This window comes from Chryseobacterium sp. FH2 (assembly GCF_001045455.1).
In the GTDB taxonomy this organism is placed as follows: domain Bacteria; phylum Bacteroidota; class Bacteroidia; order Flavobacteriales; family Weeksellaceae; genus Chryseobacterium.
The window spans coordinates 37,382-50,537 of the sequence record NZ_LFNE01000002.1; the positions used below are offsets into that span (position 1 = coordinate 37,382).

Here is a 13,156-nt window from a genome sequence, read left to right on the forward strand (position 1 = left end):
ATATGATTTACTTTTGTCGCCACAAAAAACATAAATCAAATAATATAACGGAGAATGTATGGGAAATAGAAAGACAATTTTTTCGGCTTCAGTTTTATTTTTCTTAGGAACTTATGCCTTTGCACAGGAGAAAAAAGATACAGTGAAGACGGCAAATGTAGAAGAAGTAGTAATTTTAGGGTCAAGAAGCGGTGCAAGATCAAAAACAGACAGTCCGGTTCCGGTAGATGTTTTTAATATAAAAGAATCTTCTATAGTTTTACCTCAAACCAATATTTCACAGATTTTAAATGCAGTGGCACCTTCATTTACATCAACAATTCAGACTAATGCAGATGGAACAGATCATTTAGATCCCGCTCAGCTGAGAGGCCTTGGTCCGGATCAGGTTTTGGTTCTGGTAAATGGTAAAAGAAGACACACTTCAGCTTTAGTAAACGTAAACGGAAGTCCGGGAAGAGGAACGGTAGGAACAGATTTGAATGCCATTCCTTCTTTTGCTATCAATAGGATTGAGGTGTTGAGAGACGGAGCTTCGGCCCAATATGGTTCTGATGCGATTGCAGGAGTCATCAATTTAGGATTAAAAAGAGACACCGGAAAACTGGCAGGCCAATTTACTTATGGAGGAAATTTAACACCAACGGCTAACGATCATACAGGAGATTTTGATGGACAAAATATTCAGGTTGATTTGAATTATGGTAATAAAATTGGTAAAAAAGGGGGCTTTTATAACATTACATGGACTTCGCAATTTAGAAATCCTACTTATAGAGCAGGAACGGAAAGCGGAACAATTTTTAATGCTTACAACGCCATTGAAAAACGGGCTTTGAATGATGGAGTAAACCTTTCTTCTCTTTTTACAAATATTAATTCAACTCCAAATTCTCAGCAGTTAGTTGATTATATTCATCAATACGCTCAAGGTGTAAATTATTTTTCACAAGTTTTTCAAAATCAAATTCAGGGCGCTAATACAATTTCGGCTTTACAGGGGATTTTAAATCAAGATGTTACCAATCAGGAATTAGATTACAGAGGTCTTTCCAGAAAAGATTACAATATGCAGGTTGGTCAGTCAAAACTGAATAATCATCAGCTTTTCGCCAATATTGAAGTTCCGATAAATGACAACTGGAAAGTCTATACGTTCGGTGGATACAGCTACAGAAGCGGAACTTCGGGAGGTTTTTACAGAAAGCCCAATCAGAGCAGAACTTTTACAGGATTGTATATTGACGGATATTTACCGCAAATCGGGACTGATATTCAGGATTTATCGCTTTCCGCAGGAATTAAAGGAAATTGGGACGGCTGGAATGTAGATTTCAGTAATACCTTCGGGCAAAACTCTTTCGATTATAATATTCAGAATACAGGAAATACTTCCTTAAGATTTGCTTCTCCAAAGGAATTCAATGCAGGGGGATTACGATTTTCTCAGAATACAATCAATTTGGATATTGCTAAAAAATATGATGTCTGGAGTGGAATCAACATAGCTTTCGGAGCAGAACACCGTTATGAAAATTTCAAAATTACAGCAGGTGAAGAAGCTTCTTATGCAACTTACGACGTCAACGGAAATGTCTGGAATAATACAACTCAACGTCCGACAGATTTCTTTGGAAATGCTTTAGCCGGGGGATCACAGGTTTTTGCAGGTTTCAGACCGGAAAACGCGGTAGATAAAAACAGACAATCCGTTGCAGGTTACGCAGATATTGAACTAAATTTTACAGATTGGTTCTTAATAGATGCGGCAGCGAGATATGAAAATTATTCTGATTTTGGTTCTACATTTAATTATAAATTAGCTTCAAGAATTAAATTAGCGGATAATTTAAATTTCAGATTTGCAGGTTCTACAGGCTTCAGGGCGCCATCTATTCACCAGATTTATTATAATGTTACGTCTACTTTGTATACAGACGGGCAATTGAGAGAAGTGGGGACTTTCAGCAATGATTCTAAAATAGCAGAAGATTTCGGAATTCCAAAATTGAAACAAGAGACATCAAAGTCTGCAAGTGTAGGTTTTACCTATAAAATTCCGGCTGTTAATTTGACATTTACCGCAGATGGATATTTTACAAGAATTGATGACAGAATTGTATTAACGGATCAATTTACAGGGCCTTTGGTGACTGCGTTGGGAGTAAACGGGGCACAGTTTTTTGCCAATTCGATTGATACAGAAACGAAAGGTTTAGATGTTGTAATCACACATAATGCAAGGTTTTCAGATTTCAAATTAGATAATAATTTTGCAATTAATTTAAATCAGACTCATAAAGTAGGGCAAACACATACTTCTCCTAAATTAGAAAGTCTGGGACTGGAAAATACATTCTTTTCAGAAAAATCCAGAGTTTATCTCGAGGAAGCGGTTCCGCGCGTGAAAGCCAGTTTATCACACAGCTTAGCCTGGAAAAACGCCAGTTTTTATTTAAGAAATACTTATTTCGGAAAAGTAACCGGAGCTGATATTATCGATGCGAACGGAGATGGAGTCATTGGTTTTAATGAGCATCAAAAAATTGCAGCTAAGATAATTACAGATGTTTCTGTGGCATATCAGTTTACAAAAAATATAGGTCTTACGCTTGGAGTAAACAATCTTTTTGATATTTATCCTACGGAAAATCTCCCGGCATCTTCTAATAATGACCAGTTTATCTATTCGCGTTCTACATCGCAGTTTGGGCAAAACGGGAGATATGTGTTTTCAAGACTCAACGTCAATTTTTAAAGTGTTTTAAAAATTTCTTCGGAACGGACTCAAATTTTTTTGAGTCCGTTTTGTTTATAATACAATAAGAGATTTTAATTATTGCTCAAATTGGGACAATATGAATTTCGTATATTTAAAACTTTAAAAAGTTTTCCGATATGCAAAAAATTCTGATTTTTTTAGTTGTAGCTTTATTTTCAACACCTCTTTTTTCTCAGGAATATATTACGGCAAATAATATTCACTATTATGATGAAAGGACAAGCAGATCTGATGTCTATATTAATGAAAGATGTGTTTTAGATATGTATGTCCCAAAAAATGTGAAAAACTTTCCTACTGTCATTTGGTTTCACGGTGGAGGATTAACGGGCGGGCAGAAAGAAATTCCGGAAGCACTGAAAAATAAAGGAATTGCTGTGGTTGGAGTAAACTACAGGCTTTCACCAAAAGTAAGTGCACCAAAATATATTGAAGATGCAGCTGCTGCTTCGGCCTGGGTTTTTAATAATATCAAAAAGTACGGAGGAAGTGAAGATTTAATCTTTATTTCGGGACATTCTGCGGGAGGCTATCTTGCCACAATGGTTGGTCTGAATAAATCTTATCTCGAAAAATATGGGATTGACGCCAATAAATTTGCAAGTATCATTCCGTTCAGCGGACAAATGATTTCTCATTTTACAATCAGAAAAGAGCAGGGAATTGATGAGTTGGATGCCAGAATTGATGAGATGGCTCCCCTCCATTTTATCAGGAAAGATGCTCCGCCCTTGCTTTTGATAACGGGAGATCGCGAAAAGGAATTGTTGGGGAGGTATGAGGAAAATGCCTACATGATGAGAATGATGAAATTGAAAGGGCATAAAGAAACAACGCTTTACGAATTAGACGGTTTTGATCATGTCGGAATGGCTGAGCCTGCATTTCCTTTGCTTTTGAATGAAATTAAAAGAATTGAGAAACTAAAGAAATAAAAGTTTCATAATTATTAAAATATTAGCTTTGCAAAATTTACTTTTGCAGAGTTTTTTATTCTTACAAATGTGATTTAAAATTTATTTCGTGATATGGGAACGTTCTACAACAATGCAGTCTGTGATATTTATATAGGAAAAGGTGCGGGTGCAAAGCTGATGCAGGATATAAGGAATGCAAAGAGAAATGTAAAAATTGTCTCGCCTTATCTTTCTCCTTTTTTAATTAAAGAATTGATTTATCTTCACTCAAAAGGTATTAATATCAGATTAGTTACAAGCGATGAAATCGAAGATTTTTATGGATATGACAAGAATATTCACAAGCTGATTATTCAAAATAAGCATATTGATGAAAAGGCGAAAGAAACACGGGATAATCTTGTCAGCTTATCAGGAACACTGCTTTTTGCAATGATAGGGCTTGGTGTGGTTTTGATTCCTTTAATTTATCTTTTCAACAACTTTACATTGGTATATGGTTTTATCATCATTGCTGTGATGTTTTTTGTGAGAGATTTTATCGTTAAAAAAATTAAAAAAACGAAAGTTTATCATTATACCTATAAACAGCTATTTCCTTTTAAGGTGTTTGTTTCTCCCAATAGCGGGAATTCTTTCAATACAACTTTCATTCATAGTAAAATTTATATTATTGATGATGAAATTGCTTATATGGGCTCCCTTAATTTTACGGGAAGTGGTGTAAAGGAAAACCATGAAACAAGAATCAGGACTTCCGATCCGAATGCTGTTGCCAAAATCATAGAAGAAGTAAAAGAGGTTTTTTACAACTCAAATCTGGCAGAAAGGGATATTCAGTTTTGGGGAAGTCAGTTGTATGAAGAGCCTGTCAATTAGTTATTTTTTCTGAGCAATAATAAAGTTCACCATTTCATCTGCAAGTTCGTCTAAATATGCTTTATTTGTGGTTCTGAAACCGTGATTTCCATCTTCCACAATTGTCAGAGAACTTTGGATATTTTCTTTTTTAAGCTTTCTTTCAAGCTTTTTAGACTGGCTCATCGGGACGATTTTGTCTTTATTTCCCTGCAGAATTAAAGTAGGAATTCCGTGGCCAGCATACGTCATCGGAGAAATTGTTTTGAAATAATCTACCACTTTTCTTTTGTCTGTTTTTATTTCATATCCTGAAATTCCACGGATCAGATTTTCTCTCAGTTCCACAATTCTTTTAGAGAATAATCCCACAAAAAATACAGGAACTTTTCCAATTCTGGTAAGCAGAAGTTTGTTTAAATCCGTTGGACCAAAATTATCAACAACGTAATTTACTTTCGCGGAATATGTTGCTAATTCAGGATCGCCTACAAATTCGTCATCTTGTGTATAAGCAGCCAATAAAGAAAGATGAGATCCTGCTGAAACACCGAAAAGCCCAATATTATTGCTGTCAAAATTATACTTGTCAGCATTTTTTCTTACCCATCTTATAGCATCTTTAGTATCATTTATCGGAGCCGGAAAATGAATGTCTTTACTTACCAGGGTATAATCGATGCTGATGACAGCATATTGTTTTTCTACTAATTTTAGAATGGTATTTTCAATATACGTATCTGCATGAATGATTTTATTACCGCCAACCCAGCCGCCGCCATGAATATAAATGACAACAGGCAATTTTTCTGTCAAATTATTTTTTGGTTTGTAAATGTCCAGAAGAATTGCATCTCCTTTTTCACTGGTTTTATAGGTTATATTTTCAGAAAAAAGTGTTTTTTCAGGAAGAACTGTACTTTTCGGAGATTTTGATTCAATTTGATCTTGAGAATAACCTAGATTAAATAAGCCCAGAAAAAATAAAAAAAACAGGTTTATAGAAAACCCGTAAATTATTTTATTATTAAATGATTTCATAGATTATTTTTTAAGCGATGTTATTTTACTAACTCCTCAAAAAGTTTACCAAAAGTCTTTTCCAGATCTTTAGACTTTCCGGGATGAGGTCTTGAAGTTTGCACGACAGAACTTCTCACAGCCGTTAACCAACGAAAACGTTCAGGAATTTCAAATTGTGCAATTGGCCCTCCCTCTTTATTTCCTTCTGCTATTTTTTTGAAACTTTCAAGGTTTTGAATAATGTCATCATAATCCAGTTTGCTGTGCATTAGTTTGAATTTATCAGGACATAAATAAAATTCTACCTTAATAAATTTTTCCTTTTTAGAAAACATCACCAATCCTATATTGAAAAACTCTTCTCTCTCAACTTTTGGAACCAAGCGTATTACAGCATATTCGTATATTTTATCCTCTTGCATTTTTGGCTTCGTTTAAAAAGATTTCAGAATTTTCTAATCGTGTTTTCAAGAAGCTGAAATATATCTCACGGATTTCTTCAGGAGTTTCCTCAGCATCATTCCAATGCAGCCAGTCTTCGGGAATCAGATTAACAATTTCTCTGAAAATATTTTCGTTTAAAACTTCTTTTGCAAATTTATCTGCTTCGTCCAGCATTTTTGCCTGTGGAAGCAGGACATGATCTTTCACATATTTGAACGGAGTTTTTGCAGCCGCATCAAAATGTTGCCATGAATGATGGAAGTAGAATGATGCTCCGTTGTCAATTACCCACAATTCTTTATGCCACATTAAAAGGTTGGTATTTTTAAAAGTACGGTCGATATTGGTAATGAAAGCATCCAGCCAGACGATTTTTGAAGCCAGAAAAGGATCTATTTTTATGCTTGAATCATAAGCTATTGAGCCTGAAAGATAATGTAAACCTAAGTTTAGACCTTCCGAAAATTTTAATAAATCCTGAATCTCTTCATCTGCTTCAGTTCTTCCGAAATCTACATCTAGATTGACAAAAACCAGTTCCGGAATTTTTAATCCCAAAATTTCTGTAATTTTTCCACCTAATAACTCAGAAATCAGCATTTTAACTCCATGTCCGGCGCCACGGAATTTTAAAACATATTTGAAATCATCATCAGCTTCTGCCAAAGCCGGAAGAGAACCTCCTTCCCGAAGTGGCAGAATATAACGCATGACGGTTACCGTTCTTAAATCCAACATAGCGCAAAAATAAGATTTTACTTTGTGTTTATTTCTATTTTTAATATTTTTAAGTAAAAATTGATTGTTGAGATATTACAAAAGATACAAAATTTATTTAATACATTTAAGATGCTAGGATTTTGGCAATAATCAAATTGACCATGCAAAATATCTATAGATAAATTGAAAACCGCTGATTTTCTTACTCCCTAAAGCAGAACGAAACTAGGAAATATTATGTCTTTTGTAATAGAGCAACAAGTAAAAAGTAAAATATGAACATCAAAAAAAAACAAAATATTATCATCTCAAATCCTGAAACCAAAGATTTTCTTGCCGACGCCTTTTATCCTGAAAAAGGGGGAAAACTGCCTTTGGTGATTTTTGTGCATGGCTATAAAGGGTATAAAGATTGGGGTGCATGGAATTTAATGGCAGAAAAGTTTGCAAAAGCCGGATTTTTCTTTGTTAAATTTAATTTTTCCCATAACGGAACTACAGTTGAAGATTCTCATAATTTTGCTGATTTAGAAGCTTTCGGAAATAATAATTATTCCAAAGAACTTTCAGATTTAGGCGCGGTAATTGATTATTTTATTAAGGATACTCAAGTTGATGATCAAAAAGTAATTTTGATTGGTCACAGCAGAGGAGGGGGAATTTCCATTATTAAAACTTATGAAGACGAAAGAATCAATGGTTTGATTACATTGGCGGGTGTTGATACCTTAGAGCGCTTTCCTGCAGGTGATGCACTTGAAAATTGGAAGGAAAAAGGAGTTTATTATGTTTTAAACGGGAGAACGAAACAAGAAATGCCGCATTACTATCAATTTTATCAGGATTTTGAAAAAGATTCCAACCGGTTTGATGTAGAAAGAGCTGCAGAAATGGCAAAAGCTCATGTTTTAATCATTCATGGAACAAATGACGAAAGTGTGAGTGTAAAAAATGCCGAACATCTTCATATTTTAAATCCAAATTCCGAGTTGTTTTTAGTCGAAAATGTGAACCACACTTTTGGAGCAAAAGAGCCGTGGGAAGAAAATGATTTACCGGAAAGCTTAAATCTGGTAACAGAAAAATGTATTGATTTTATAAAAGAGAAAATGTAAATACATCTGATCAATAATACATGAAATTAATCCCTCAATATGATCCTGAAAATTTCAGGGCAGCCACACAGGCTGATTCGCCAGATGTTGAAAACAGAGAATCAGGTGATTTTTTTATTGTTGAGCTTTCTGTCCAAAAAAAACAGTTACAGATGCCTTTTCTACCCCATAGGCTAACGGTAAATGACTTCGTATTTGTAAACAGTGGGGAAATGGTGAAAACAGTCTGTTCAGATTCCTATTCTATTTCTCAATCTACTCTGATGATTCTGCCGCCTTATAAAATAAGGACAATTGAGAAATTTTCAGATAACATTGATGGATATTACTGCAATTTTCCAGATGAGCTTCTCTCAAGGGACAAAGGTTTTAAAAACCTGCAGGAAATATTAAGTTATTTGGATATAAAAAATGATCACCGTATCACAGTGAATGATGAAACAAAAGAAAATCTTATGAATCTGCTGAAAAGGATGAAGGAATTATATCAGCAGGATAATATCAGTTTAATAGCTTCATACCTGCAAACTTTTTTGGCTGAAATAAAATCAGTTATACAGGGACTTCCTCCAATCAGCCTTACTGCTAACGAAACAACAGCTTTTCACTTCAGAAAAGCCGTTACCCAGTATATTAATTCCGTCCACAGTATTCAAAAGTATGCAGATATACTTCATGTTTCTCCTAATCATTTGAATAAATCGGTAAAAACGGCAACTGGAAAAACAGCTTCTTCAATTATCGGTGAAACATTGACAATGGAAGCTAAATCCCTGCTTTCAAATACGGGGCTAAGTATCAGTGATATTGCTTATTCTTTAGGAATTGAAGACCCTTCTTACTTTACCCGTTTCTTTAAAAAGCATACAGGTATTTCACCCAATCAATATAGAAAAATGATTGATTTGTCCTATTAATTGCTTTATTTGTTCTATATACAATTATACCGTATTGCTGAAATTTGCAGTGTAATTGTTTGAGAAATGAAATTTAAGAGCTTGTCAATATTTTTGTTAATAGTTGTCTTTCTGGTAAAAGCTCAGGAAAATGACGTTAAAGAAGACCAGGGCTCACCTGTAATTTTTGAAGTATTAAGCGGAGACAAAGGCGCTGCTTTACAACTGAATATCAATAAAACCTTTAAAGATATTCCGAAACTTTCTTTTTTCAGTGTCAGTAATATTTCTTCGAAATGGAATGAGAAAAATGCTAAAGATGCCATGTCCCAGTTCAACTTAGCCTATGAGTTTACAACAGGTTTTCGAATACTTGGCGGGGTACACTACACGCCCTCTACAGGTTTGAGACCTAGTGTTTCTATACTTTATTCTTATATAGCTGAAAATATTACTGTAATTGTTGCACCACGGATTGATTTGTCTGATAACAGTAATCTGGAAGGCTTTGGAATGATTGAATATCGGCCTAAACTAAATGAAAAATGGAAGGTATATTCCAGATTGCAGGGATTATATGCTCAATCTGTAAGGGATGGTGCTCATGCGAGGAGTTACGTAATGATAAGAATGGGACTTAATTATAGTGATTATAGTTTTGGCTTCGGGGCTAACTTTGATAAATATGGACAGGATAAAATAACGAAGAATAATTTCGGGATTTTTGCAGCGGTAAGGTTATTTAAATAAGATTAATTTTAACAAACAACATATATAATAATGGGAAATATAGAATTAGAGAAATATTTCAAAAGAATACATTATACCGGAAACGAAGGGATAATCGTAGATTGGGAAGTATTGAGGAATATACATCAACTACACCCTCAATACATTACTTTTGAAAATATTGATAGTTTTACCAATAACGTTCCTTACTTAGACAGAGAATCTGTTTTTAATAAGCTGGTGAATGAAAATAGGGGAGGGTATTGTTATGAACAAAATATTTTACTGAAAAATATTTTAGAAGTAATAGGATTTGATGTTGAAACTCACCTTGCAAGAGTTTTATGGGGAAGAAAGGAAGGGAAGGGCACACGTACACACATGATGCTTATTGTTAATCTTAACAAAGAAAAATATCTTGTAGATGTAGGGTTTGGCACAGTTACCTTGACAGCTCCATTGCTATTACATTGTGAAAGCGAGCAGACAACTCGTAACGGAACTTTTCAGATATTACAAGATGGTCCTGTTTATACTTTATCATTAATAGCAGATGAGAAAAAACCTATTTATGAGTTTTCTTTAGAACCTGTAGAGCAGTCTGATCTGGAAATTTCCAATTGGTATATAGCCACCCATCCATCATCATTATTTAAAGAAAATCTGGTCGTAACAAAAGTAGATGAAATAGCTCGGTATGTTTTGAATAACAACTGTTTACATGTTCGGTATAACAATGGAGTTAAAGAAATTATTGAAATTAACAATCATTCAGAATTACTTACTTTGCTTGAAAATGTGTTTAATATTAATTTAGATAATATAAAAGATAAAGAACTTCTCATTGACAAGTTTGATAAAATTTAAAATGCCTTCAAAAAGAAGGCATTTTAAATTTGTAAAAATTAGCGCTGTTTTACTAATAGTTTCCAGGCTTCTTCAACCTTGCTTTCCAATAATAATTTCTGTGCATTCTGATGTATATTTTCATCAGTATGGAAATTTTCAGCAGGTAACACCTCCACATTGGCAAGCATTCCTAAATCATTTCCGGTGAATATCCTGCTGTATTTTATCTCATCAGGAAGAAGATCAAAGCCGATTCCTTTTGTTACTAAAGGTTTAGGAACTTCAAAAAGATTATCTGCATTATTTCTGGAATACCAGTTTCCGCCTAAGCGGGCTACCATGTCCAGTTTTTTTTGGTCAAGATTTCCTTCTTGATTTAGATATTCTTCCCGGATATGGATTTTCTGAACTTCACAAATCACCAAATTCCCTGCACCGCCCTGATCTCCTAAAGATTTTACTTCTAAAACTTTACATTCAAAATTTACAGGGCATTCTTCGATTAATTTAGGCTTTACTAATTCAGCGTCTTTCATTGTTAAACCTGACTTAATAAACTCATTTATCCCTTCTTCATATTCAGTGGAAGCCAATGAAATCTGCTGTACGATCGGGAAATTTACAGTTCCGATAACCACTTCAGGCACTTCCGAAACGTTTTCCAACGTATGTTTAGTTGTATTGTCCCGTACTCTTCTCGATGGTGAAAAAATCAGAATTGGAGGGACTGTGCTGAACATATTGAAAAAACTAAATGGTGATAAATTATTATTACCATCTTTATCCACTGTTGAAGCCAATGCAATCGGGCGCGGTGAAACAGCCGTCTGCATGATAGTCTGTAATTGTACAGAAGTTATTTCGGATGGGATTACTGTTTTCATTAAACTGTCGGAATAATTTTACCGGAAACTTCACCAAAACCAATTCTTATACCATCTTTTTCAGCCCACGCTTTCATCGTTACGGTATCATTATCGTCAATGAATTTTCTTTCCTGCCCGTTGCTCAATTGGATTGGGTTCTGACCTCTCCATGTCAACTCAAGCATTGAGCCAAAAGATTTTGGATCGCTTCCTGAAATTGTTCCGCTTGCATACATATCACCAACTTCTACGTTACAACCATTGATTGTGTGATGTGCCAATTGCTGTGTCATATTCCAATACATGAATTTGTAATTACTTTCAGAAATCAGATTTTCTTCACCGTTTTCAGGTTGCAGATAAACTTCAAGGTTAATATCATAATTTTTATCTCCTTCAAATTTCAGATACTCTAAAACTTCAGGATCCTGTTCTGGAGAAGCTGTTCTGAATGGTTCTAAAGCTTCCAGGGTAACAACCCAGGGAGAAATAGACGAACCGAAATTTTTAGCTAAAAATGGTCCTAGCGGAACGTATTCCCAAGATTGAATATCTCTTGCAGACCAGTCGTTGAAAATAACCATTCCAAAAATAGCATCTTCCGCTTCTTTTGTAGAAATACTTTCCCCCATCTCCGTATTTTTGTTGAGGATAAAAGCCATTTCCAATTCAAAATCTAATTGTTTGCATGGCCCAAAAACAGGCTTATCCGCATCTGCAGGTTTCGTCTGGCCTTTTGGACGGTTGATTTCCGTTCCTGACACTACAATTGATGATGCTCTGCCGTGATAGCCTACCGGTAGATGTTTCCAGTTTGGCAATAAAGCATTTGCAGGATCACGGAACATTTTTCCAACGTTAGTTGCGTGTTCAATACTGCTGTAAAAATCCGTATAATTCGGAATATGTACAGGCATCATCATTTTTACTTTATCTAAATCGTAAAATGCATCTTCAATAGTTTTCTGATCTTTAGACAAGATTGAACCTTCCTGCAGCAATTCCTGAATTTTTAAACGGGCCGCATTGGTTACAGGTTTGCCAAGTTCGATAAATTCATTTAATGTATAGGCTTCAAAAACATTATCGTCTAAGCCTTCAATGTCTTCAAAATAGCCAAGATCATGCAACGTTGCAAGATCAACTACCTGATCTCCGATTCTCGTGCAGCAGCCAATATATTCTTTGTTAAAAACTGCTACTCCGAATGGAATATTATGTATTGAAAAATCCGAATTTGAGGAATATTCTACAAATGATTTCATAAGTTTAGATTTTAATTTGGATCAAGATAGTCCGTTAAAAATTTACTTTTTTTAATATCAGGAAACGTCATTCAGGTAATGAGTCTTAATTTTTAATTTTAATATCAAAATATATTTCTCATTTTTCGGAATGACAATCATTCAAACCCAGATATTTGTTATTTTTTTGCCTTTGAATAAGAGGCTTCATCTATCCATCTGGCTCTTGTATTGATGTCTATAAGATATAAAATATCATCCTGCATCGTCAGCAGCAACGTTTTAGTAACAGGAATCGGAACCTTTTTGTTTTCAAGCATATCTGCTCTTAAAGAAATGATGTTTTTTTTGTTTCTGACAATGTCACCTGAAAAAACATTGGAACTGCTTTCCCCTGTTGCTTTATCATCAAAAACTTCTACGTAAGTAACTTTATTTCCTTTGATTACAATAAAATCCCTTTCTGTATGATCTGCCTCATCTTTAATGTAAACAAACTTTTTGTTATCAATATTTACATTTTCCAGATGTTGATTTACCCCTTTTCTTTCTTCAAGCCTGGTAAGAATTTGATCTAATGTGCTGTATTGTGCTTTTACGCCCAAAGTTGCTCCAACAAATAAAATTCCAGCGAAAAATTTCTTCATAATAATGTGTTTTTATAAAAAAGTTTTGTCAAGATTTTTCATCCTGACAAAACCTGAGATTGTATT

Annotated in this window: 13 protein-coding genes; 7 read left to right on the plus strand and 6 right to left on the minus strand. The window is 34.5% G+C overall.

Annotation, left to right across the window (positions count from 1 at the left end; translation table 11 throughout):
• Positions 1–58 precede the first annotated feature (58 nt).
• From ACM39_RS03065 to ACM39_RS03075, 3 genes are all read left to right on the plus strand, one after another.
• On the plus strand, positions 59–2,758 hold the full coding sequence (locus ACM39_RS03065; protein WP_048509565.1) for a TonB-dependent receptor plug domain-containing protein: 2,700 nt from the start codon (positions 59–61) through the stop codon (positions 2,756–2,758).
• Positions 2,759–2,898: 140 nt separating this feature from the next.
• Positions 2,899–3,717: an alpha/beta hydrolase gene (locus tag ACM39_RS03070; RefSeq protein WP_048509566.1), complete on the plus strand. Its 819-nt coding sequence runs from the start codon at positions 2,899–2,901 to the stop codon at positions 3,715–3,717.
• A gap of 93 nt (positions 3,718–3,810) precedes the next feature.
• A complete protein-coding gene (locus ACM39_RS03075) occupies positions 3,811–4,578 on the plus strand; it encodes a phospholipase D-like domain-containing protein (RefSeq protein WP_048509567.1) in 768 nt (255 codons plus the stop codon).
• Here ACM39_RS03075 and ACM39_RS03080 read toward each other — a convergent pair whose 3' ends face one another.
• From ACM39_RS03080 to ACM39_RS03090, 3 genes are read right to left on the minus strand one after another with little or no spacing between them, the layout of a single operon-like run.
• Entirely contained in the window at positions 4,579–5,598 is a 1,020-nt protein-coding gene (locus ACM39_RS03080; RefSeq protein ID WP_048509568.1) for an alpha/beta hydrolase, read from the minus strand.
• A gap of 20 nt (positions 5,599–5,618) precedes the next feature.
• Complete coding sequence (locus ACM39_RS03085; protein WP_048509569.1) at positions 5,619–6,002, minus strand: DUF3037 domain-containing protein; 384 nt, start codon at positions 6,000–6,002, stop codon at positions 5,619–5,621.
• A complete protein-coding gene (locus ACM39_RS03090; RefSeq protein WP_048509570.1) occupies positions 5,989–6,762 on the minus strand; it encodes a HipA family kinase in 774 nt (257 codons plus the stop codon). Before ACM39_RS03090 ends, ACM39_RS03085 begins: the two co-directional genes overlap by 14 nt.
• A gap of 257 nt (positions 6,763–7,019) precedes the next feature.
• Between ACM39_RS03090 and ACM39_RS03095 the strand changes: the two genes are divergently transcribed.
• The 4 genes from ACM39_RS03095 (at position 7,020) to ACM39_RS03110 (ending at position 10,351) form a co-directional block, all read left to right on the plus strand.
• Complete coding sequence (locus ACM39_RS03095) at positions 7,020–7,859, plus strand: alpha/beta hydrolase family protein (RefSeq protein ID WP_048509571.1); 840 nt, start codon at positions 7,020–7,022, stop codon at positions 7,857–7,859.
• A 20-nt stretch (positions 7,860–7,879) separates the two neighbouring features.
• A complete protein-coding gene (locus ACM39_RS03100) occupies positions 7,880–8,776 on the plus strand; it encodes a helix-turn-helix domain-containing protein (protein WP_048509572.1) in 897 nt (298 codons plus the stop codon).
• A gap of 66 nt (positions 8,777–8,842) precedes the next feature.
• Positions 8,843–9,505 carry a hypothetical protein gene (locus ACM39_RS03105; protein WP_228377047.1) on the plus strand — a complete coding sequence of 221 codons (663 nt, stop codon included), beginning with the start codon at positions 8,843–8,845 and terminating at the stop codon, positions 9,503–9,505.
• Between the two features lie 30 nt (positions 9,506–9,535).
• Positions 9,536–10,351 (plus strand): arylamine N-acetyltransferase family protein, encoded by an 816-nt coding sequence (locus ACM39_RS03110; protein ID WP_048509573.1) that lies wholly within the window; start codon positions 9,536–9,538, stop codon positions 10,349–10,351.
• Positions 10,352–10,389: 38 nt separating this feature from the next.
• Here ACM39_RS03110 and ACM39_RS03115 read toward each other — a convergent pair whose 3' ends face one another.
• The 3 genes from ACM39_RS03115 to ACM39_RS03125 form a co-directional block, all read right to left on the minus strand.
• Complete coding sequence (locus ACM39_RS03115) at positions 10,390–11,217, minus strand: flavin reductase family protein (RefSeq protein ID WP_048509574.1); 828 nt, start codon at positions 11,215–11,217, stop codon at positions 10,390–10,392.
• The gene (gene fahA / locus ACM39_RS03120) at positions 11,217–12,464 is read right to left on the minus strand and encodes a fumarylacetoacetase (protein ID WP_048509575.1); all 1,248 of its coding nucleotides are present in this window, start codon (positions 12,462–12,464) and stop codon (positions 11,217–11,219) included. The genes ACM39_RS03115 and fahA overlap by 1 nt, the downstream gene beginning before the upstream one ends.
• Before the next feature lie 158 nt (positions 12,465–12,622).
• A complete protein-coding gene (locus tag ACM39_RS03125) occupies positions 12,623–13,090 on the minus strand; it encodes a hypothetical protein (protein WP_048509576.1) in 468 nt (155 codons plus the stop codon).
• Positions 13,091–13,156 lie beyond the last annotated feature (66 nt).